22 protein-coding genes are annotated in these 21,070 nt (G+C 69.3%); 11 read left to right on the forward strand and 11 right to left on the reverse strand.

What is annotated here, in order from left to right:
• Positions 1 to 69: 69 nt before the first annotated feature.
• The gene (locus FGX59_RS02875) at positions 70 to 444 is read left to right on the forward strand and encodes a hypothetical protein (protein WP_138464994.1); all 375 of its coding nucleotides are present in this window, start codon (positions 70 to 72) and stop codon (positions 442 to 444) included.
• A gap of 3 nt (positions 445 to 447) precedes the next feature.
• On the opposite strand, the gene ruvB is transcribed toward FGX59_RS02875, so the two are convergent.
• From ruvB to ruvC, 3 genes are read right to left on the reverse strand one after another with little or no spacing between them, the layout of a single operon-like run.
• The gene (gene ruvB / locus FGX59_RS02880) at positions 448 to 1,470 is read right to left on the reverse strand and encodes a Holliday junction branch migration DNA helicase RuvB (protein ID WP_370295712.1); all 1,023 of its coding nucleotides are present in this window, start codon (positions 1,468 to 1,470) and stop codon (positions 448 to 450) included.
• A 46-nt stretch (positions 1,471 to 1,516) separates the two neighbouring features.
• Entirely contained in the window at positions 1,517 to 2,194 is a 678-nt protein-coding gene (gene ruvA, locus FGX59_RS02885) for a Holliday junction branch migration protein RuvA (RefSeq protein ID WP_138464996.1), read from the reverse strand.
• Complete coding sequence (ruvC, locus tag FGX59_RS02890) at positions 2,191 to 2,697, reverse strand: crossover junction endodeoxyribonuclease RuvC (protein ID WP_138464997.1); 507 nt, start codon at positions 2,695 to 2,697, stop codon at positions 2,191 to 2,193. Before ruvC ends, ruvA begins: the two co-directional genes overlap by 4 nt.
• Before the next feature lie 320 nt (positions 2,698 to 3,017).
• Here ruvC and FGX59_RS02895 point away from each other — a divergent pair, with 320 nt between their 5' ends.
• On the forward strand, positions 3,018 to 3,224 hold the full coding sequence (locus FGX59_RS02895) for a DUF1127 domain-containing protein (RefSeq protein WP_138464998.1): 207 nt from the start codon (positions 3,018 to 3,020) through the stop codon (positions 3,222 to 3,224).
• Positions 3,225 to 3,325: 101 nt separating this feature from the next.
• On the opposite strand, the gene FGX59_RS02900 is transcribed toward FGX59_RS02895, so the two are convergent.
• From FGX59_RS02900 to FGX59_RS02910, 3 genes are all read right to left on the reverse strand, one after another.
• Positions 3,326 to 4,192, reverse strand: a complete 867-nt coding sequence (locus tag FGX59_RS02900) for a 50S ribosomal protein L11 methyltransferase (RefSeq protein ID WP_138464999.1) — start codon at positions 4,190 to 4,192, stop codon at positions 3,326 to 3,328.
• A gap of 35 nt (positions 4,193 to 4,227) precedes the next feature.
• A complete protein-coding gene (locus FGX59_RS02905) occupies positions 4,228 to 4,821 on the reverse strand; it encodes an AAA family ATPase (protein WP_171060491.1) in 594 nt (197 codons plus the stop codon).
• 407 nt (positions 4,822 to 5,228) lie between these two features.
• Positions 5,229 to 8,852 carry a vitamin B12-dependent ribonucleotide reductase gene (locus FGX59_RS02910; protein ID WP_138465001.1) on the reverse strand — a complete coding sequence of 1,208 codons (3,624 nt, stop codon included), beginning with the start codon at positions 8,850 to 8,852 and terminating at the stop codon, positions 5,229 to 5,231.
• 390 nt (positions 8,853 to 9,242) lie between these two features.
• On the opposite strand from FGX59_RS02910, the gene FGX59_RS02915 reads away from it, so the two are divergent.
• Positions 9,243 to 9,959, forward strand: a complete 717-nt coding sequence (locus tag FGX59_RS02915; protein ID WP_138465002.1) for a hypothetical protein — start codon at positions 9,243 to 9,245, stop codon at positions 9,957 to 9,959.
• A 24-nt stretch (positions 9,960 to 9,983) separates the two neighbouring features.
• Here FGX59_RS02915 and FGX59_RS02920 read toward each other — a convergent pair whose 3' ends face one another.
• Both FGX59_RS02920 and FGX59_RS02925 read right to left on the reverse strand, forming a co-directional pair.
• Positions 9,984 to 10,304, reverse strand: a complete 321-nt coding sequence (locus FGX59_RS02920) for a hypothetical protein (RefSeq protein WP_138465003.1) — start codon at positions 10,302 to 10,304, stop codon at positions 9,984 to 9,986.
• Between the two features lie 11 nt (positions 10,305 to 10,315).
• Positions 10,316 to 12,214 (reverse strand): ABC transporter ATP-binding protein/permease, encoded by a 1,899-nt coding sequence (locus FGX59_RS02925; protein WP_138465004.1) that lies wholly within the window; start codon positions 12,212 to 12,214, stop codon positions 10,316 to 10,318.
• 160 nt (positions 12,215 to 12,374) lie between these two features.
• Between FGX59_RS02925 and FGX59_RS02930 the strand changes: the two genes are divergently transcribed.
• Positions 12,375 to 12,743 carry a hypothetical protein gene (locus tag FGX59_RS02930; protein WP_138465005.1) on the forward strand — a complete coding sequence of 123 codons (369 nt, stop codon included), beginning with the start codon at positions 12,375 to 12,377 and terminating at the stop codon, positions 12,741 to 12,743.
• A gap of 663 nt (positions 12,744 to 13,406) precedes the next feature.
• On the opposite strand, the gene FGX59_RS02935 is transcribed toward FGX59_RS02930, so the two are convergent.
• The 3 genes from FGX59_RS02935 to clpS are packed head-to-tail and all read right to left on the reverse strand — an operon-like array spanning position 13,407 to position 15,563.
• Positions 13,407 to 14,216: an SDR family NAD(P)-dependent oxidoreductase gene (locus tag FGX59_RS02935; protein ID WP_138465006.1), complete on the reverse strand. Its 810-nt coding sequence runs from the start codon at positions 14,214 to 14,216 to the stop codon at positions 13,407 to 13,409.
• The gene (locus tag FGX59_RS02940) at positions 14,213 to 15,220 is read right to left on the reverse strand and encodes a class I SAM-dependent methyltransferase (protein ID WP_138465007.1); all 1,008 of its coding nucleotides are present in this window, start codon (positions 15,218 to 15,220) and stop codon (positions 14,213 to 14,215) included. Before FGX59_RS02940 ends, FGX59_RS02935 begins: the two co-directional genes overlap by 4 nt.
• 22 nt (positions 15,221 to 15,242) lie before the next feature.
• Entirely contained in the window at positions 15,243 to 15,563 is a 321-nt protein-coding gene (gene clpS / locus FGX59_RS02945; RefSeq protein ID WP_108262804.1) for an ATP-dependent Clp protease adapter ClpS, read from the reverse strand.
• 152 nt (positions 15,564 to 15,715) lie between these two features.
• On the opposite strand from clpS, the gene FGX59_RS02950 reads away from it, so the two are divergent.
• From FGX59_RS02950 to grxD, 7 genes are all read left to right on the forward strand, one after another.
• Entirely contained in the window at positions 15,716 to 16,417 is a 702-nt protein-coding gene (locus FGX59_RS02950; protein ID WP_138465008.1) for an HAD family hydrolase, read from the forward strand.
• Between the two features lie 121 nt (positions 16,418 to 16,538).
• The gene (locus FGX59_RS02955) at positions 16,539 to 16,862 is read left to right on the forward strand and encodes an antibiotic biosynthesis monooxygenase (RefSeq protein ID WP_138465009.1); all 324 of its coding nucleotides are present in this window, start codon (positions 16,539 to 16,541) and stop codon (positions 16,860 to 16,862) included.
• A complete protein-coding gene (locus FGX59_RS02960; protein ID WP_138465010.1) occupies positions 16,855 to 17,244 on the forward strand; it encodes an amino acid-binding ACT domain-containing protein in 390 nt (129 codons plus the stop codon). Before FGX59_RS02955 ends, FGX59_RS02960 begins: the two co-directional genes overlap by 8 nt.
• 129 nt (positions 17,245 to 17,373) lie before the next feature.
• On the forward strand, positions 17,374 to 19,533 hold the full coding sequence (gene purL, locus FGX59_RS02965) for a phosphoribosylformylglycinamidine synthase subunit PurL (protein ID WP_138465011.1): 2,160 nt from the start codon (positions 17,374 to 17,376) through the stop codon (positions 19,531 to 19,533).
• 421 nt (positions 19,534 to 19,954) lie between these two features.
• Positions 19,955 to 20,197: a BolA/IbaG family iron-sulfur metabolism protein gene (locus FGX59_RS02970; RefSeq protein ID WP_138465012.1), complete on the forward strand. Its 243-nt coding sequence runs from the start codon at positions 19,955 to 19,957 to the stop codon at positions 20,195 to 20,197.
• 7 nt (positions 20,198 to 20,204) lie between these two features.
• Positions 20,205 to 20,498: a hypothetical protein gene (locus FGX59_RS02975; RefSeq protein WP_138465013.1), complete on the forward strand. Its 294-nt coding sequence runs from the start codon at positions 20,205 to 20,207 to the stop codon at positions 20,496 to 20,498.
• Entirely contained in the window at positions 20,495 to 20,860 is a 366-nt protein-coding gene (gene grxD / locus FGX59_RS02980) for a Grx4 family monothiol glutaredoxin (RefSeq protein ID WP_138465014.1), read from the forward strand. Before FGX59_RS02975 ends, grxD begins: the two co-directional genes overlap by 4 nt.
• Positions 20,861 to 21,070 lie beyond the last annotated feature (210 nt).

Raw genomic sequence — 21,070 nt, forward strand, 5'->3', positions numbered from 1 at the left:
CTTTGCCAAGACCTCTGGGCAAGAAAGGCGCAAGCGCCCGTCAATTTGCCCCATCAGAGGAGCCGAGCCATGATCCAGATGCGCCTGCCCGGGCCGGGCCCCGCCGGTCCCGATCTGCGCCCCGACCCCGATGCGGCGCCGGAGGCGCTGGCCCGCGCGCTGATGGCCGAACGCACCAGCCTGGAACGCCGCCGTTCGGAGCAGTGGCTGGCCCGCGACCTGGTGGAAAGCATCGCGGTCCGCGTGGCCGAGCTCGGCCGCGAGCTCGCGGCCGCCCCGCCCGCCCGGCATCCGGTGCTCAGGCGCAATCTCGACACGCTGCGCGACGAGCAGCGGCGCCATTCCGACCGCTATGCCGCGCTCTGCGAGAGCTGGCCCGCCTTCCGCAGCCGCCAGGAGCTGCGCATCGCCGAGCTCGAGGACCGGCTGCAGCACGCGGGCTGAGGGCTATTCGAAAAGGCTGCCCTGATCCGGCGGCCGCGGCGCGGCAAGCCCCAGATGCTCCCAGGCGGCCCGTGCCAGCATCCGCCCGCGCGGCGTGCGCTGGATCATCCCCTGCTGCAGCAGGAAGGGCTCGATCACCTCCTCGAGCGCGTCACGGCTTTCCGACAGCGCCGCGGCGATCGTGTCGATCCCCACCGGCCCGCCGCCATAGGCCTCGGCCAGGAGCAGCAGGTAGCGCCGGTCGGCGGTGTCGAGCCCGAGCTGGTCGACGCCCAGCCGGGTCAGCGCGCCGTCTGCCAGCTGCCGCGTGATCCGACCGTCGCCCTCGACCAGCGCGAAATCGACCACCCGTCGCAGGAGCCGCCCGGCGATCCGGGGCGTGCCGCGGGCGCGCCGCGCGATCTCCACCGCGCCATCCGGCTCGCAGGGCACTTTCAGCAGGCGCGCGCCGCGGCTGACGATCAGCGTCAGCTCATCGACCGTGTAGAACTGCAGCCGCACCGGAATGCCGAACCGGTCGCGCAACGGCGTGGTCAGCAGGCCCAGCCGCGTCGTGGCGCCGATCAGGGTGAAGGGCTGCAGCTCGATCCGCACGGTCCGCGCGGCCGGGCCCTCGCCGATGACGAGATCGAGCTCGAAATCCTCCATCGCCGGATAGAGCACCTCCTCCACCGCCGGGTTCAGCCGGTGGATCTCGTCGATGAAAAGAACGTCGCGCGCCTCGAGATTGGTCAGGATCGCCGCGAGGTCGCCGGCCTTGGCCAGCACGGGCCCCGAGGTCATGCGGAAGCCGACGCCAAGCTCGTTCGAGACGATCTGCGCCAGGGTGGTCTTGCCGAGGCCCGGAGGACCGTGGAACAGCGTGTGGTCCATCGCCTCGGCGCGCTGCCGGGCGGAGGCGATGAAGACGGCGAGGTTCCGCCGCGCCTCCGCCTGGCCGATGAACGCCTCGAGCTGCCGCGGCCTGAGCGCCCGGTCGCGGTCCTCGGGCTGCTCCTCGGGCACGAGATTGGGATCGCGCTCCATCACCGGCGCTCCCGCACCGGCGCGGCGCCTGCTGGCTTGGCCATGCTCATCCCTTCGGCATCAGCGACTTGAGCCCGGCACGGATCAGATGGGCAGTGTCGGCGCCGGGGGTGTCCTGCGCTGCGCCCGCCACGGCGGTCGCGGCCTCGGTCATCGAATAGCCCAGATTGACCAGCGCCGAAATCGCGTCGGATTGCGAGTTGTCGGGCGCGGCCACCGGCGGCAGCGGCTCGATCACCTCCGCCGCGGCGGCCTGCGGACGCGGCGCGGGCCCGGGCTCCATCGCCGGCGCCGCCGCGATCGGCGTGGCCATCGCCAGCACCATCGCCGCCTTGTCCTTCAGCTCCATCACGATGCGCTGCGCCAGCTTCGGGCCGACGCCCTGCGCCTGGCGGATCGCATTGGCGTCGCCCAGCGTGATCGCCCGGCCGGCGCCCTCGGGGCCGAGCGAGGACAGGATCGCCAGCGCCGCCTTGGCCCCCACCCCCTGCACGGTGCACAGGAGCCGGTACCATTCCTTCTCCGCCAGCGTGCGGAAGCCGAAGAGCTGCAGCAGATCCTCGCGCACCAGCATGTCGGTATAGAGCGACACCATCTCGCCCGGCGCGGGCAGCCCCGCCAGCGTCCGCTCCGCGCAGTAGACCAGGTAGCCCACCCCGCGCACGTCGATCATCACATGGTCCGAGGCGCGGTAGACCAGCTGTCCCGAAAGCCGCCCGATCATCCCTTCGCCCTCAGGATCGCCGCGTTCAGCCTGTGGTTCGCCTGGCTGTGCCGCAGATGGCACAGCGCAATGGCCAGCGCGTCGGTCGCGTCGGCATTGGCCAGGGTCACCCCCGGGAATTGCAGCCGGATCATGTGCTCCACCTGGTGCTTCTCCGCATGTCCCACGCCCACCACGGCCTTCTTGACCGCATTCGGAGCATACTCGCCGACATCGAGCCCCGCCAGCGCCGGAACCAGCATCGCCACCCCGCGCGCCTGGCCGAGCTTCAGCGTGCCGGCCGCGTCCTTGTTGACGAAGGTCGACTCCACCGCCGCCCCGTCCGGGGCGAAGCGGGCGACCACGTCGGTCAGCTCGTGATAGAGCCGCGCCAGCCGCACGCCCAAGGGGCCGTCGCCCGAGCGCAGCACGCCATTGCCGATATGCTTCAGGCGCGAGCCATGCGACTCGATCACGCCCCAGCCGAGCCTCTGCAGGCCCGGATCGATGCCGATGATGCGCATGGCCTGCCCGCCCTGCCGTTCTTGTTGATGCCGTTTTGCAACGGCTAGCACGAAAGAGGAACATCCGACAATGGCTTTTCCGGAGCCGCCATCCGGGCGTGGCACGAAAACGTCGCCGCATCGCCTGAATGCGACATTGGTCGGCGGATTTTTACCTATCCTTCACAATGCCTTAAGGGAAAATAATCCATGCCGCATGTGCAATACTGATATGTCCATACGCAGCTTGCCCCGGCCCGCCGGCGCGCCTATCTGCCGCCTCAAGCGGTCGACGAACCGTCCCTTTACACCGACGCACGTCAAGACAAGGAACCTGCAAGATGGCAGTCCTCACCACCAACATGCTGCAGAGCAAGCCCGAAATCAGCCTCGCCTCGCTGCTGCGCGGCCGCATCGACGCATGGCACGCCTGGCGGGCCGCCGAGAAGGCCCGGGCCGAGCTCTTCGCGCTCGACGACCGCGAGCTGAACGACCTCGGCATCTCGCGCTACGACATCCGCCACATGACCTTCCCCCGCGCCAAGTGATCTCCGCGCGGGGCCCCGCTCCGCGGCGCATGGCAGGAAATGCGAAAGCCCCGGTCCGATGGACCGGGGCTTCTTCACATCTGCAGCAATTCGGGCGCCGGTCAGGCGCTGCGGACCAGCGTCAGGGTGGTCCAGTCGCCGATGACCAGCCTGTCGTCGAGCGCGAAGCCCGCCGCCTCGTAGGCCGCCTGCACCTCGTCCGCCTGCTCGTTGAGGATGCCCGAGAGGATCACCGCGCCGCCGGCCTCCGCCGCCTTCGCCATGTCGGGCGCCAGGTCGATCAGCGGTCCCTTGAGGATATTCGCGAAGATCAGCCGGAACGGCCCGGCCAGCTCGGGATGGCCGAAGCCCGTCGCCTCGACCGCGCGGATGCGGCCCGCCAGCCCGTTGGCTTCGGCATTCGCCTCGGCCACCTCGACCGCCACCGGATCGATATCGCCCGCGACCGGCACGATGTCCCAGACCTTCGCCGCCGCCATCGCCAGAACCGCCGTGCCGCAGCCGACATCCGCCACCGGCCCCGGCTGCAGCCCGTTCGACAAGAGGCGGTCGAAGGCGACCAGGCAGCCCTGGGTGGTGCCGTGATGGCCGGTGCCGAAGGCCATCGCCGCCTCGATCAGCAGCGAGACCTTCTCCGCCGGAACCGTGTCGGCGTCATGGCTGCCATAGAGCCAGAACCGCCCGGCCTCGACCGGCGCCAGCTCGCGGCGCACCTTGGCGACCCAGTCGGTCTCGGGCAGCTCGGAGACGGTGAAGGGCTTGGCGCCATGCGCCGCGGCCAGGAGCGCCAGCGCCACCGCGTCGGGCTCCTCGGTGAAATAGGCGCCGATTTCCCAGAGCCCCGAGCCGTCCTCCAGCTCGAACGCGCCAACGCCATAGGGCTCGGGATCGAGATCCTCCAGCAGTTCGGCAAGGGCTTCGGCCTTGCCGCGCTCGGCAAGGGTGGTCAGGGCGGTCCAGGTCGGCATGGCATCCTCGGCGCTGCGGCAGGTGAGCCCCGGCCCTAGGCGAGCGCCGCGAGCTGGTCAAGCCTGTCGAGCGTTCCGCGCACCAGCTCGGGCACCGGGCGGGTGCTGTCGAGAAGCAGCACCGGACATTCCAGCGTCCGCGCCCAGGCGGTATCCGCCTCCAGGCTGCGCCCCGGCCGGTGGCGGTCCGGCGCCTCGTAGCGGTCGGCCCAGCACAGGAAGGCGGTGCAGCGCTCGCAGAAGGGCTGGCCCCAGCCGCGGTTGCAGCTGCAGCGCATCGCCTCGCGCCGCTCCAGCCGGCTGCGGCGTATCTCGGGTTCCAGCGACAGGTGGATCGCCATCGTGATCCGGGGCGCGATCTCCTTGCCCCAGCTCTCGACCGAGCCCGAAAGCACCCAGTCGCGCCGCGGCAGGAACATCGCCTGCATCAGCGCCAGCCGCTCCTCGGGCGGCCGCTTCTCCAGGAAGGGCGGATCGGTCGGCTGCCAGTAGAAGTCGTCGGTGTCGAAATGCTGGGACGAAAGCGCCCCCGCCAGCGCCCGTCCGAGCGTCGAAGTGCCGGAACCGGCAGGTCCGAAGATATGGACCCGGTTGCCGTCCCGGATGTCGTCCCATGTCTCGTGCCGCATTGCCGCCTGCCGCTCCATGACCCGAGATCGGAAGAAATCTCGACTCCTTTATGAATAAAACATGACATCCCCGCCTGCCAAGCACGCCATGCGGCAGAGCCGCGAACTTTGCTGCACTGCCGCAAGAATGGGCAGGCAGCCCCCGCCCGAGTGCTGCGGCCGCAGGCAGCGCGCGCAAACCCGCCCATTCCGGCGCCGCGGCACGGGCCGAATCTCCCCCCGGCAAAGAAAAGGGCCCCCGCCAGGCGGGGGCCAGGTGCACTTTCCAGGTTCTGGTCGTTCAGCTGCTCGATATGCTGGTGTTCTGCCTGCGACCTGGACCGCGTCTGGGACAGGCGCACCTGCCCCGGAACCCTTGGAACGGCCTTGGCGCCGTCCCGCCCCGGGCTTGACCCGGGGCCTCTTCCTCAGCTGCAGCCCGACGTGGAGCCGCAGGTGTTGCACTTCATGCAGGTGCCGTTCCTGACCAGCGTGTAGTTCCCGCATTCGCCGCAGGGATCGCCCTCGTAGCCCTGCATCTTCGCCTTCATCCGCGCATCCATCGCCGCCGGTTCGGCAATCGCGGTGGTGGCATGCAGGTCGAAGGCCGTCTCGAAGCCGAACCCCGCGCCGCCCGGCACCAGATCCTGCGGCAGGCGGTTCCTGAGATAGCCCGAAGAGCTGATCTGCTTCAGCACCTGCAGCGATTTCGACGCCGCGCTCTCGCCCGCGGGCTTCACGTTCGAGGCCGTCTCCAACACCCCGCCGCCCAGCGTGTCGAAGCTCGTCCCCTCCGGCTGGACATGCGCCAGGTCGGTACGGTCGAGATAGCTGATCGCCAGTTCGCGGAAGATGTAGTCGAGGATCGAGGTCGCGTTCTTGATCGAGTCGTTGCCCTGCACCATCCCCGCCGGCTCGAAGCGGGTGAAGGTGAAGGCGTCGACGAATTCCTCCAGCGGCACGCCGTATTGCAGCCCGACCGACACGGCGATGGCGAAGTTGTTCATCATCGCCCGGAAGCCCGCGCCTTCCTTGTGCATGTCGATGAAGATCTCGCCCAGGCTGCCGTCGCGGTACTCGCCGGTGCGCAGATAGACCTTGTGGCCGCCGACGATCGCCTTCTGGGTATAGCCCTTGCGCCGCTCGGGCAGCTTCTCGCGCCCGGCCCGGACCTCCTTGATGACGATCTTCTCGACGATCTTCTCGGCCAGCACCGCGGCCTTCTCCTGCGGCGTGCCGGTCTCCAGGACCTCCGCCGCCGCGTCATCGTCCTCGACCAGCGCCGCCGCCAGCGGCTGGCTCAGCTTCGAGCCGTCGCGGTAGAGCGCATTGGCCTTCACGCCGAGGCTCCAGCTCAGCTCGTAGGCGCGCTGGCAGTCCTCGATCGTGGCGTCGTTCGGCATGTTGATCGTCTTCGAGATCGCCCCCGAGATGAAGCTCTGCGCCGCTGCCATCATGGTGATGTGGCTGTCGACCGACAGATACCGCCGCCCCGTCCGGCCGCAGGCATTGGCGCAGTCGAAAACCGGCAGGTGCTCCGGCTTCAGATGCGGCGCGCCCTCCAGCGTCATGGTGCCGACGACATGGTCGTTCGCCGCCTCGATCTGGCGCCGGGTGAAGCCCAGATGGGTCAGCAGGTCGAAGGTCGGATCGGCCATCTGCTTCTCGGGGATGCCCAGCACCCCGGTGCAGAACTCCGCGCCCAGCGTCCACTGGTTGAAGACGAAGCGGATGTCGAAGGCCGTCGGCAGCGCCGCTTCGATCTTGTCGATCTCCGCCTTGCCGAAGCCGTGGCCGATCAGCGCCGTGTGGTTGATCCCCGGCGCATTCCCCAGGCTGCCATGGCCGACCGCATGGGCGATCATCTCGCCGATCTGGGCCGGGCCATAGCCCAGCTTCTCCAGCGCCTTCGGCACCGAGCGGTTGATGATCTTGAAATAGCCGCCGCCCGCGAGCTTCTTGAACTTCACCAGCGCGAAATCCGGTTCGATCCCGGTCGTGTCGCAATCCATGACGAGGCCGATCGTGCCGGTGGGCGCGATCACCGTCGATTGCGCATTGCGGTAGCCGTGGGTCTGCCCCAGCCGCAGCGCCTCGTCCCAGGCCGCCGCCGCCAGATGGGTCAGCTCGGCATCCGGGCAGTTCGTCCGGTCGAGCGGCACCGGCTTCACCGCCAGCCCCTCGTAGCCGATCTCGGCGCCCTGCGCGGCCAGGCTGTGGTTGCGGATCACCCGCAGCATATGCGCCCGGTTGCGCTCGTAGCCCGGGAAGGCGCCCAGCTCGGCGGCCATCTCGGCAGAGGTCGCATAGGCGGTGCCGGTCATGATCGCGGTCAGCGCGGCGCAGATCGCCCGGCCCTCGTCGGAGTCGTAGCCATGGCCCATGGTCATCAAGAGCCCGCCGATATTGGCGTAGCCCAGGCCCAGCGTGCGGAATACGTAGGAGCGGCGCGCGATCTCCTCGGAGGGGAACTGCGCCATCATCACCGAGATCTCCAGCGTCACCGTCCAGAGCCGCGCGGCATGGATGTAGTCCTCGGCCTGGAACTTGCCGTCCCTGAGGAAGGTCAGCAGGTTCAGCGAGGCCAGGTTGCAGGCCGTGTCGTCGAGGAACATGTATTCCGAGCAGGGATTGGATCCGCGGATCTCGCCATCCTCGGGACAGGTATGCCAGGCATTGACCGTGTCATGGTACTGGATGCCCGGATCGGCGCAGGCCCAGGCGGCATGGCCGATCTGCTCCCACAGGTCGCGCGCCTTCAGCGTCTTCGCCACCTTGCCGTCGGTGCGGCGCAGGAGCGCCCAGTCGCCATCCTCGCGGACCGCCTGCAGGAAGGCGTCGGTGACGCGCACCGAGTTGTTGGAATTCTGCCCCGAGACCGAGGCATAGGCCTCGCTGTCCCAGTCGGTGTCATAGGTCGGGAATTCGATCGAGGTGTAGCCCTGCCGCGCGTACTGGAGCACGCGGTTGACATAGGTCTCGGGGATCATCGCCTTCTTGGCGGCGCGGATCGCCTTTTTCAGGGCGTCGTTCTTCGCCGGATCGGTCGCATCGCCGATCGCGCCGTCCCACTGGGCAATTCCGGCGAAGATCTGGTTGAGATGCGTCTCGTGCATCTTCGAGCCTGCCACGAGGCTCGCCACCTTTTGCTCTTCCTTCACCTTCCAGTTGATGAAGTCCTCGATATCGGGGTGGTCCGCGTCGCAGATCACCATCTTGGCCGCGCGCCGGGTCGTTCCGCCCGACTTGATCGCGCCCGCTGCCCGATCGCCGATCTTCAGGAAACCCATCAGACCGGAGCTCTTGCCGCCGCCGGAGAGGGCTTCGCCCTCGGCCCGGAGGCTCGAAAAGTTCGTGCCGGTGCCCGAGCCGTACTTGAAGAGGCGCGCCTCGCGGACCCAGAGGTCCATGATGCCGCCCTGGTTCACCAAGTCGTCCGAGACCGACTGGATGAAGCAGGCATGGGGCTGCGGATGTTCATAGGCCGATTTCGACTTCACCAGCTTGTGGGTGAAGGGATCGACGTAATAGTGGCCCTGCGACGGACCGTCGATGCCATAGGCCCAGTGCAGGCCGGTGTTGAACCATTGCGGGCTGTTCGGCGCCGCCATCTGGCGGGCGAGCATCAGCCGCATCTCGTCGAAATAGGCGCGCGCATCGGCCTCGGCGGTGAAATAGCCGCCCTTCCAGCCCCAGTAGGCCCAGGCGCCCGCGAGCCGGTCGAAGACCTGCCGCGCCGAGGTCTCGCCGCCGAAGCGCTCTTCCTCGGGCAGCGAGGACAGCGCGTTGCGGTCCGGCACCGAGCGCCAGAGGAATTCCGGGACGTTCTTCTCGGGGACCCGCTTCAGCCGCGCCGCGACGCCGGCCTTGCGGAAGTACTTCTGCGCCAGCACGTCCGAGGCGACCTGGCTCCAGCCCGCGGGCACCTCGACCGCGTCGAGCCGGAAGACGATCTTGCCGTCGGGGTTCCGGATCTCTGAGGAGGTCGTGGCAAACTCCAGCTGGGCGTAGGCGTCGGCAGCTTCGGTCGTGAACTTGCGCTCTATCTTCATCGGGGCCTCTGCGGTCGTCATCAGGTTGCGCGGGGCCCCTTGGGGCCGGTGCCGCCTTGTCGCTTGCGGCCGGGGCGCAGACTCCCGTCCCATGGCCCGAAGAGCCACAAGATATAGAGCAGTCGATGGTTCCCCGGTAGGTGGCGATCACCACATCTAGTGTGAAGGCGTCGCGTACCTACAAGTAAGCGTAGAACCCAGTTGCTGGTCAACTGAAGAAATCACAACAGGTAGCGGTTTTTTATGTTGACCACACAAGATGCGATTCCCTGCCCGCAATCTAATCAAATTTACCGAGAATAATCATCGTCCGTTCCTGCCGGGCCTTTTGGGTGTAGGCAGTCCCCGCACATCCCACAGACTCAACCCGCCACAGGAAGGAGCCCTCCCTTGGCCCGGCCGTTCTGCGCCCTGCGCGGCGCCCTTTGCGTGTTTGCCGTCCTCTTGGCGGCGCTTGCCCTCCAGACCGCTCCGGCCTCCGCCGGCAGCGTGCCGCATTTCCGCGATTTCACCGGCGGGACCTGCATCCGCGCGGCGGATCTGGAGACCGCCTACCGCGAAGGCTTCAAGGGCACGCGGCCGCCGCCCCTGTGCATCGAGCATCCCTGCAGCGAGGAACTCGGCCGCCGCGGCTATTCCCGCGAGATCCTCGGCCGCGAGGCGACGGATGGCGAATGGGACACCTACCTGTCGGCGCGGGCGCAGGTCTGCAGCAGCGCCGATCCCGGCGCGCTTGCCCAGCTGGTGCCCGAGGAGGAACCCGAAGAGCCGATGCCGATGGTGACGCAGTTCCTGGCCGCCGAGGGCCATGCCTTCCCGCTCGGCGATCCGGTCGCCCTGCCCGGCCCGCCGCCCGTCGAGAGCCACCTGATCCCGCGTCCCGACGGGCAGCGCGAGCGCTCCGATCCGTTCGACATCTTCATCCCGGACGGCATTCCGCCCGGCGACGGGGCCTCCGGTCCCCGGCCGCATCCCGGCCCGGGCGGCACCGGCCCCGGCGGGACATGGCCCTCGGAGGTCGCCATCCCGCCCGTGCCGGTCCTGCCCGGCGGGCTCGCCCTGGCCTCGGCGCTGGCGCTGGCCGCCCTGCTCAGGCGGCGGCGCTAGCGCCCGGCCAATCCTGGCGCGGCCTCAGCACTCGCCATGCGGGACCATGACCACCGACTGGTAGACCCCGTCGCCGGTCTCCATCCGCGCGCAGGCCGCCGTCATCGAGTTGTACCAGTAGGCGACCCCGCCCGAGTCGCGGGTCTTCTCGAAGCCGAGCCCCGAGATCGGCCCGGCGGAGCCCTCGACCGCACGGCCCTGGAAGGGCGTCAGGTCGGTGCCGCTGCCGCCCGAGGACAGCCCGCCGCCGCTGCCCCCGCCGCCGGTCATCTGCGCCATCGGCTCGCAGGCAGCGAGTGCGAAGAGCGCGAGGCCGAGGCCCGCAGAGGCTTTGAGGAGGGTCATGGTCTGTCCTTTCATTCCGCTGGGCCCGCGGGCCCGTCTCCGGCGACCCTAGCAGCCCGGTCCGGCGACGTGAACCGCCCCGCCGACTCGGCCTGCGCCGCCCAGAGCGCCGCATAGCGCCCGCCCGCCGCCAGAAGCGCGTCGTGGCGCCCCTCCTCGACCACGCGGCCCGCGTCCAGAACCAGGATCCGGTCGGCATCGACCACGGTCGACAGCCGGTGCGCGATCGTCACCACGGTCCGCCCCCGCCCCATCCGGCGCAGCGCCTCCTGGATGTCGCGCTCGGTCCGGGTGTCGAGCGCGCTCGTCGCCTCGTCAAGGAGCACGATCGGCGGGTTCTTCAGGATGGTGCGGGCGATGCCCACCCGCTGCTTCTCGCCGCCCGAGAGCCGGAGCCCGCGCTCGCCCACCTGGGTGGCGTAGCCCTCCGGCAGCGCCGCGATGAAGGCGCCGAGCTGCGCCGCCTCGGCCGCCGCCTCGATCTCCGCCCGGCTTGCCCCGGGGCGGCCATAGGAGATGTTGTAGAGCAGCGTGTCGTTGAACAGCACCGTGTCCTGCGGCACCACGCCGATCTGGGCATGCAGGCTGTCCTGGGTCACGTCGCGCAGATCCTGCCCGTCGATCGCCACCCGCCCCTCGGTCGCGTCGTAGAAGCGGAAGAGCAGCCGGCCGATCGTGCTCTTCCCCGCCCCCGAGGGCCCGACCAGCGCCACCGTCTCGCCCGGCGCCGCCGAGAAGCTGAGCCCGTGCAGCACCGGCCGCGCCGGATCGTAGCCGAAGCTGACATCCTCGAAGCGAAGCTCGCCGCGGGGGACCTTGAGCGCGGGCGCGCCGGGACGGTCGGCGACCTCGGGCGGCTGGTCGAGCAGGTGGAACATCGCCCCCATGTCGACGAAGCTCTGGCGGATGTCGCGATAGACGCTGCCGAGGAAGTTCAGCGGCTGGATCAGCTGGATCATGTAGGCGTTGACCATGACGAAATCGCCGACCGTCAGGCTGCCGCGCTCCACCCCGATGGCGGCCATCGCCATCACTCCGACAAGCCCCGCGGTGATCAGCACGGTCTGGCCGAAATTAAGCGCCGCCAGCGAATAGCCCGATTTCACCGCCGCGCCGATATAGGCCTCCATCGCCCGGTCGTAGCGCGCCGCCTCGCGCGCCTCGGCGCCGAAATACTTCACCGTCTCGAAATTCAGCAGGCTGTCGATCGCCTTCTGGTTGGCGTCCTGGTCCTGCAGGTTCATCTCGCGGCGCAGCCCCAGCCGCCATTGCGTCACCCGGAAGGTGAAGACCGCATAGGTGCCCAGCGTCGCGGCCACCACGGCCAGGTACCAGAGGTCGAACACCGTCGCCAGGACGACGCAGATCATCCCCAGCTCCAGAAGCAGCGGCCCGATGGAGAACAGCAGGAAGCGCAGCAGGAACTCGATCCCCTTCACCCCGCGCTCCATCACCCGGCTGAGACCGCCGGTCTTGCGGGTGATGTGGTAGCGCAGGCTCATCCGGTGGATATGCGAGAAGGTCTCGACCGCCACCTCGCGCAGCGCCTGCTGGCCCGCGCGCAGGAAGATCACGTCGCGCAGCTGCTGGAAGCCGGTCGTCATCAGCCGCGCCATGCCGTAGGCCACGGTCAGCCCGACCGCGCCGAGCGCCAGATCGGAGACGCCCTCGCCGGACAGCCTGTCGACCGCGGATTTGTAGAGGAAGGGCGTGGCCACCGCGAAGAGCTTCGAGGCGACGAGCGCGGCCACGGCCAGCAGCACCCGGATCTTGGTCCCGGTCCGCCCGGGCGGCCAGAGATAGGGCGCGACGCGGGCGAGGATGCGGCGGGGGGAGGCTTCGGCCGCGGCGGCGGCATCAGCGGGCGGAGGCGTTCCGCCGCGCGCGGCGGGAAAGGAGGAGGATCTCAAGGCTTGCTCCGGCGGACTGGCAGGGCGAGGCTAGCCGCTGCGGCCGGGCTTGGCCAGCGCGGGCGCCCGTCCCGGCGGTCTGCCGCGGCATTTGACCCGCGGGCGAAGCGGACGCATGATGGCGCGAGCCCATCCCGGCCCAACCGATCCGGAACGTCCCATGCGCGCGCTATTTCTTCCCGCCCTGCTCCTCCTGGCCGCCTGCGGCACGCCGCAGGACCGCTGCAGCAGCAACCTGACCCGCGAGGAGCGGCGCCTCGACCGGCTGATCGCCGAGACCCGCGCGACGCTGGCCCGCGGCTATGACTACGAGACCGAGTACCGCGACGTGAATGTCGGCATGACGCTGTGCAACCGCGGCCCGAACATCGGCTGGTGCCTCGACCAGCGCACCCAGCCGGTGCGCCGCCCCGTGGCGATCGACCCGGAATCGGAGAAGCGCAAGCTCGACGCGCTGCTCCTGCGCCGCGAGAAGCTCGGCACGGCAAGCTGCACCGCCGAGGGCGAGCTGATCTCCGCCAGAAGCTGACCCCGCGCCCGTCCTTGCGGCGCTCCTGATCGCCCCCGGCCGCTCGGCATGCCGTCAATCCATCCCCGACCCTGATCGGCAATCTCCGGCACCTGGCCGGCACGCGGCCCCTCCTCTGCCGAAGCCGGCCTGAGCGCAGTCATTCCCTCGATGGCACGTGGCCGGCGGGGCTGACAGACAAGGGATGGGATCAGCGGCGCCTGCCGGCATTGCAGGGGCGTCGGCCCGGCTTCCATCTTCGCGGTCCCCGACCTCCCCCGGAGGACTCCGGGACAACGCGCCCAGTGCCCCCTCGATGCGGCGCTCAGGCGGGCACGGCGGCGTCGGCATTTTCCGGCCCCGCGGAAGGCCCATGCCGCGGTCGCGGCGATACCCCGCCTCGGGAGGCGCAGAACGAACGCGGGACATGGGGCGAGGCACGTGGCCTGACAGTGCCGCCTTTCCGATCGCCTCGGCCATGAACGGCGAAACTCTCCGCAGCGCCAAAGGTGTGCACCGCCCGCATCACATGCAAGCGGCACATCGCAGCTGGCAGCAGCGGCCCAAAAGTGAGCGCACGGAAGATGCCAGCCGGGTCGCGCCTTGCGCCGGCGACGGCAGGAACCGGCGGGAATTCCGCGCCGCCTCCGGGCACCGGCAGCCGGGACATGGCGCCGGCGCGGACTAGTGCGCCGGGGCGCTGACCGGGTCGATCAGCGTGCGGCCGCCGTCGATTGTCAGGATCTGCCCGGTCATGAAGGCCGAGCCCTCGGAGGCCAGGAACTGCACCGTCTCGACGACCTCCTTGGGGCCGGCGATGCGCTGCAGCGGCGTGTTGTCGACGATGCTCTGGCGGTAGTCGCGGTTCTCTTTCAGCGTCGTCTTCAGGCTGTCGGACATGACCGAGCCGAAGGCGACGGAATTCACCCGGATGCGGTGCTCTGCCAGGGCGACGGCCATCGAGCGGGTCAGCTGGTCGAGCGCGGCGGTGGAGACCGAGAAGGCCAGCAGCTCGGGATGCGAGCGGCGCGCCGCGATCGAGGAGAGGTTGATGATCGAGCCGACAGGGCTGTCCTCGTCCTCGCTCTCGGCGGCCTGGGCGATCATCCGCCGCGCGGCCAGCTGGCTGAGCCGGTAGGCCGGCATCAGGTTCTGCTGCAGCAGCTCCTTCATCGTCTCGTCGCCGGTCGCGCCCAGCGGATCGTCGGCCATGACCTGGCGGCTGGCATTGACCAGGATGTCGAGCCGGTCGAAGGCGTCGAGCGTCGCCGACATCAGGTTCGCCAGCGTCAGGCGCTCGCGCAGGTCGCCCGCGAACCAGGCGGCCTTCTCCTTCTCGGGTAGCGAGTCGAACTCCTCGGAGAGCTTGTCCTCGTCCATGTCGACCATCATCACGCTGGCGCCCTGATCGAGCAGGTGCCGCGACACCGCCAGGCCGATGCCGTTGGCGGCGCCGGTCACGATCGCGGTCTTTCCCTCTACGGACAGGCTCATGCGCGTCTCCTTGCGTCTCTGCCGGATTTCGGAGCGCTGGCCTCTACCACCTTGTAGCCGGACTGCGCCACCACTTCCCTGACGTCGCCGAAATGCGCGGCAAGCGCCGCCTCGTAGGGCAGATGGCGGTTGGCCACCATCCAGAAGCGGCCATTGCGGCCGAGCATCCGCGCGGCGGCCTGGATGAAGGCGCGGCCGATCTCGGGGCTGGCCTCGCGGCCGGAATGGAAGGGCGGGTTCGAGACGATGAAATCCAGCGCCTCGGGCTCCTGCCAGGCGGTCGCATCGGCCCAGTGGAAGCGCGCGCGCGGGTCGGGCACGTTCTCCTTCGCGGCCTCGAGCGCGCGGAAGTCCTCTTCGACCAGATGCAGCCGGGTGACGGCGGGCGATTGCAGCACCGCATCGGCGAGAAAGCCCCAGCCCGCGCCCAGATCGGCGCCCGCGCCCTTCATTGGCGGCAGGATCTCGGCCAGCAGCTTCGAGCCCGGATCGATCCCGTCGGCCGAGAAGATGCCCGGCGCGGTGCGGAACCGTCCGGCCATCGGCCAGTCCCGCGCGATCGCCGCCCAGTCGTCGAAGACCGGAGCCGCGGAGAACCAGAAGAGCCGGCCATGGGACTTGACGTAGCTGTCGGAGACCTCGATCCGCTCGCGGCAGTCCTTCAGCGCGGGCTCGATCCCGTCGGTCTTCTGGCCGTCGATGAAGACCGGCGCGCCTTCGGAGAGGCAGGCCACGGCCTGGGCGATGCGCAGCCGGGTGGCGGGACGGGCGCGCCCGGCGAAGACCAGCGCGGCGGCATAGGCGCCCTCGGGCGCGGTATGCGCGGCGATCCCGGCGGCGGCACAGGCGCGGTGCAGCCGCGCCGAGGGGGAGATGGCATCGATCCGGTCGCGGGCGACGCCCGGAAGGATCGGCGGTTCTGCCGGATCGAAGACCGCGATGCGGCCGTCCTGCGGCAGGAGTGCAGCGCCCGTTTCCAGGGCGAGGGTCACGCGCTTGAGCATGGGAAACCCGGCCTCGCGGCCGCTATTCCTTTTCCATGGTGCATTGCAGCGGGTGCTGGTGGCGGCGGGCGAAATCCATCACCTGCCCCACCTTGGTCTCGGCCACCTCGAAAGAGAAGACGCCGACCACGGCGACTCCCTTCTTGTGGACGGTCAGCATCAGCTCGAAAGCCTGGCTGTGGCTCATGCCGAAGAACCGTTCGAGGACATGCACGACGAATTCCATCGGCGTGTAGTCGTCGTTCAAGATCAATACCTTGTACAGCGGAGGACGCTTGGTCTTCGGCCGTGTCTTGGTAATGACCCCGGTGTCATTATCGGTCTTGCCGTCCTTGCCGGACATGATCAGGTCGAATAGAGGCACGTACGCGGACTCCGGAGCTCTTCTCATTCTCTCAGGTGCAGCACAATATACGATGGCGTCCCGATGATGAAAGGGGTTTGCGCCAAACTGGACACGCAACAGGCCGAGTCGGCAGCGAGGATAGACGGCAAATGGTCAAGAATATAACAACAGTTGCCTTCGATGCAGACGATACCCTGTGGCATAATGAGCAGTTCTTCAAGCTGACGGAAGCACGATTCGCGGAATTGCTGGCCGATTACGCCGAACGGGGCCATCTGGCAGAGCGCCTGCTGGCCGCCGAGCGGCGCAATCTCGGCCAGTACGGCTACGGCATCAAGGGCTTCATGCTGTCGATGATCGAGACCGCGCTGGAAGTGACCGAGCAGCGCGTCCCCGGCTCCGTCATCCAGGAGATCATCGCCGCGGGCCAGGAGATGCTGCGCCATCCCATCGACCTCCTGCCCCATGCCCGCGAGGCGGTGGAGGCGGCGGCGGCGTCCCACAAGGTGCTGCTGATCACCAAGGGCGACCTGCTCGACCAGGAGCGCAAGCTGGCGCAGTCGGGGCTCGGCGATCTCTTCGACGGGGTGGAGATCGTCTCGGAGAAGTCGCCCGAGACCTACCGCGCCGTCTTCGCCCGCCATGGCAGCGATGCCGCGGGCGTGCTGATGGTCGGCAATTCGCTGCGCTCGGACATTCTGCCGGTGATCGACATCGGCGGCTGGGGCGCCTTCGTGCCCTACCACCTGAGCTGGGCGCTGGAGCATGCCGAGGCGCCCGCGGGCCATCCGCGCTTCCGCGAGCTGCCGGATCTGGGCGAGCTGCCGGCGATGATCGCACCCGGGGACTGACCGCGGATACTTCGCTCCGGGCCGAAGCACCGCCCCGCCGCCGCCTGCTAGCCGGGCGGCGCAAAGGAGCCGAAGCCATGACCCTGACCCCCTGTCCGTCCCGCGCCGCGGGGCATTGCCGATGATCGCCGTGATCTTCGAGGCCGAGCTGCGCGAGGGCGCGGGCGACGCCTATCTCGACCTTGCCGCAGAGCTGCGCCCCGCCCTGGAGGAGATCGACGGCTTCGTCTCGATCGAGCGCTTCCGCAGCCTCGCCCGGCCGGAGCGGCTCCTGTCGCTGTCCTTCTGGCGCGACGAGGCGGCGATCGCCCGCTGGCGCGCCCTGCCCGCCCATCGCGCCGCGCAGGCGGCCGGGCGGCGGGAGATCTTCGCCAGCTACCGCCTGCGCGCCGCCGAGGTGCTGCGCGACTACGGCCCCGCCGCGGGAGGCGACGGCGGTGCATGACCTGGAATTCGACCTGGAGACCCGCCCCGGCGCGCTTGCCGAGCTGGGCGAGGCGATGGGCCGGGCGGGGCTGGCCTTCGAGGGCGGCGGGGTCTTCGCCGCGGGCGGCCGTTCGGTGGCGCATTTCCTCTTCCGCGACGGGCCCGCGGCAAAGGCGGCGGCAGAGGCGGCCGGGATCCGCGTTTCGGCGATGCGCGTGCCGCTCCTGCGCCGCCTCGCCCAGGGCAGGCCCGGCCAGCTCGGCGCCATTTCCCGCGCGCTCGTCGATGCCGGGGTCAATATCGAGGTGCAGTATTCCGACCATCACGGCCGGCTGGTGCTGGTCTGCGACCGCCCCGGCGCGGCGCTCGGCGCGACCTCCCGCTGGGCGGAGACCGGCTGAGCCGCCCTGCGCGCCGGATCCGGGGCGCTCCGGCGCGCTTTTTTTTTGGGCCGAAGCCCCTCGCCCGGCCTTCCGCTTTGCCGCGCCTGCCGCTAGAGGTGCGCCAAACGCAGGAACGGACGGACCGCCATGAACGAGCCAGAGATCACCGAAGACCTGATCGCCGCCCACGGGCTGAAGCCCGACGAGTACGAACGTCTGCTGGAGATCATCGGACGTGTCCCTAGCTTCACCGAGCTCGGCATCTTCTCGGCCATGTGGAACGAGCACTGCTCCTACAAGTCGTCGAAGAAATGGCTGCGCACGCTGCCCACGACCGGCGAGCAGGTGATCTGCGGCCCGGGCGAGAATGCGGGCGTCGTCGATATCGGCGACGGACAGGCCGTGGTCTTCAAGATGGAGAGCCACAACCACCCCTCCTATATCGAGCCCTACCAGGGCGCGGCGACCGGCGTGGGCGGCATCCTGCGCGACGTCTTCACCATGGGTGCGCGGCCGATCGCGGCGATGAACGCGCTGAGCTTCGGCGAAGTGGCGCATCCGAAGACCAAGCAGCTGGTGCATGGCGTGGTCGAGGGCATCGGCGGCTACGGCAACTGCTTCGGCGTGCCGACCGTCGGCGGCGAGGTGCGGTTCCATTCCGCCTATAACGGCAACTGCCTGGTCAACGCCTTCGCGGCGGGCCTGGCGGACGCCGACAAGATCTTCTACTCCGCCGCCTCGGGCGTCGGCATGCCGGTCGTCTATCTCGGCGCGAAAACCGGGCGCGACGGCGTCGGCGGCGCGACCATGGCCTCGGCCGAGTTCGACGACACGATCGAGGAGAAGCGGCCCACCGTCCAGGTCGGCGATCCCTTCACCGAGAAGCGCCTGATGGAGGCCTGCCTGGAGCTGATGCAGACCGGCGCCGTGATCTCGATCCAGGACATGGGCGCGGCGGGCCTGACCTGCTCGGCCGTGGAAATGGGCGACAAGGGCAAGCTCGGCATCAAGCTCGACCTCGACAAGGTGCCGGTGCGCGAAGAGGCGATGACCGCCTACGAGATGATGCTCTCGGAAAGCCAGGAGCGGATGCTCATGGTGCTGAACCCCGAGAAGGAGGACGTCGCCAAGGCCGTCTTCGACAAATGGGAGCTGGATTTCGCCATCGTCGGCGAGACCATCCCCGAGGACCGCTTCCTGATCGTCCATGGCGGCGAGGTGAAGGCCGACCTGCCGCTGTCGAAGCTCTCCTCCGAGGCGCCGGAATACGACCGCCCCTGGGTCGAGACCCCGGCCGCGGCGCCGCTGGGCGACGTGCCAGCCGTCGACCCGATCGAAGGCCTGACCGCGCTGATCTCGTCCCCGAACTACGCGTCGAAATCCTGGGTCTACGAGCAGTACGACCACATGGTGATGGCCGATACCGTGCGCCGTCCGGGGCTCGGCGGCGGCGCGGTCCGCGTCCACGGCACCAGGAAGGCGCTGGTCTTCACCTCCGACGTGACCCCGCGCTACGTCAAGGCGAACCCCTACGAGGGCGGCAAGCAGGCGGTGGCCGAGGCCTACCGCAACCTGACCGCCGCGGGCGCCAAGCCGCTGGCCACGACCGACAACCTGAATTTCGGCAACCCCGAGAAGCCCGAGATCATGGGCCAGTTCGTCGGCGCGCTGAAGGGCATCGGCGAGGCCTGCGCCGCGCTCGACATGCCGATCGTCTCGGGCAATGTCTCGCTCTACAACGAGACCGACGGCCAGGGCATCCTGCCGACCCCGACCATCGGCGCGGTGGGGCTGCTGAAGAACGCGAAGAACCTGATCGGCTCGGCGCCGCTCGAGGGCGACGTGGCGGTCCTGCTCGGCGCGCCGGGCAGCCATCTGGGCCAGTCGGCACTGCTGGCCGAGCTCTTCGGCCGCGAGGAGGGCGACGCCCCCGCCGTCGACCTGAAGGCCGAGCGCAAGCACGGCGTCTTCCTGCGCAACAACCGCAACCTGGTCAATGCCGCGACCGATCTGGCCGATGGCGGGCTGGCGCTCGCCGCCTTCGAGATGGCCGCGGCCGGCGGGATCGGCGTCGAGCTGACCCCCGCCTCCGCAGGCGAGCTCTTCGGCGAGGACCAGGCGCGCTACCTGCTGGCCTGCCCCTTCGACCATGCCGAGGAATTCCTGGTGCTCGCGGGCGGCAAGGGCATCCCCTGCAGCGTGGTCGGCAAGTTCGGCGGCGACACGGTCAGCCTCGGCGGCGCGTCCGCACCGCTGGCCGATCTGGTCGCCACCTACCGCAGCGCCTTCGAGGCCACCGTCGGCTGACACGATCGCCGGAGCGCTCCCGAGGGACGCGCTCCGGCCCGCCGGACCCGGCCGCGCCGTTCCGCGGCTGCGGCCAAATCAGGCGCCCTGCCCCCGCGAAACCGCCCGCGATGATGAATTCTCCGCCGCTGCGGAGAGCCGCCGGCGCGCTGTCGCATCCGGGGCGGATCGGGGGCTGGCATGACGGCTGCTCTGCCCAGTCGACGCCCCGCCCGGGCCCACAGGACCCCGACAATTCGCATGAACATGACAAACCTTTCCATCGAACGGATGCGCCCGCCCCGCTGCGGGTCTATCATGGCCGCGAGGCGGAGGGGCCGCCGCTAGCCCCGCCGGGGCGGGACGGCGCGCGGCGCAGTTCCGTCTTGCGGGGCGCGCGGGCGGGCCCTAGATTTCGACAGACACAAAGGAATATCACCCGATGCCGATGCAAGCCGAGGAAATCGAGACCCTGCTGCGCGAAACCTTCCCGGACGCGCAGATCACCATCATGGACATGGCCGGGGACGGAAACCACTACGCCGCGGAGATCATCGACGAGAGCTTCCGCGGCCTCAACCGCGTGCAGCAGCAGCGCGCCGTCTATGCCGCGCTGAAAGGCAAGATGGACGGCGCCGAGGGCGAGCTGCACGCGCTGGCGCTGACCACCAAGGTGCCGGAGTGAGCCGGGCGTGACCGCGCTGCTCTGGGGTCTCGGCGGATGCGGCGCGGCCCTGGCTGCCGCCGCGCTGGCCGAGGCCTGGATCAAGCGCGGCCGCCACAGGCCGCTGAGCGCCCACCGGCCCGCCCTGCCCGGCGACGGCCCCGAGGAACTGGGGCTGGAAGCCACCGACATGACCGGATACCGGGCAGTCCTGAAACGCAACGACCTGATCGGCGCGCAACGCACCCATGCTGGCACATTCCGTGCTAGGTTCCGGAAAGAGACCCGCGCGCCAGGCGCAGACCAAGGAGACAACGCATGACCACCACCGTGGAAGAGCAGATCAAGGATACCGTGACCGCCAATGACGTGGTCCTGTTCATGAAGGGCACCAAGATGATGCCGCAATGCGGCTTCTCCAGCCGCGTCGCCGGCGTGCTGAACTTCATGGGCGTCGAGTTCAAGGACGTGAACGTCCTCGAGGATGACGGCATCCGCCAGGGGATCAAGGAGTTCTCCGACTGGCCGACCATCCCGCAGCTCTACGTCAAGGGCGAGTTCGTCGGCGGCTGCGACATCATCACCGAGATGACCCTGTCGGGCGAGCTCGACGCGCTTCTGGAAAAGGAAGGCGTGGCCTTCTCGAAGGACGCCGCCGACAAGATCCGCGCCGCCAACGGCTGATCTTCCGGCCGGGGCAGAGCCTGCCCCGGCCCCTCCGGCGCGCCGCCGCGCCGCCCCCGCAGCGCCATGGTACCGCTCCCAGATTCGCGCCGCGCCCCGCTCCCCCCGCCAGAGATTTCCGCAGCGCAGCACCGTTACCGCAAACGGTCGCGCTAACACGTCACGTTTACCGCTAACACATTCTAAAACTTTGTCTTTTAGCTTTTTTGC

It is taken from the genome of Poseidonocella sp. HB161398 (assembly GCF_005870025.1).
In the GTDB taxonomy this organism is placed as follows: Bacteria; Pseudomonadota; Alphaproteobacteria; order Rhodobacterales; family Rhodobacteraceae; genus Mangrovicoccus.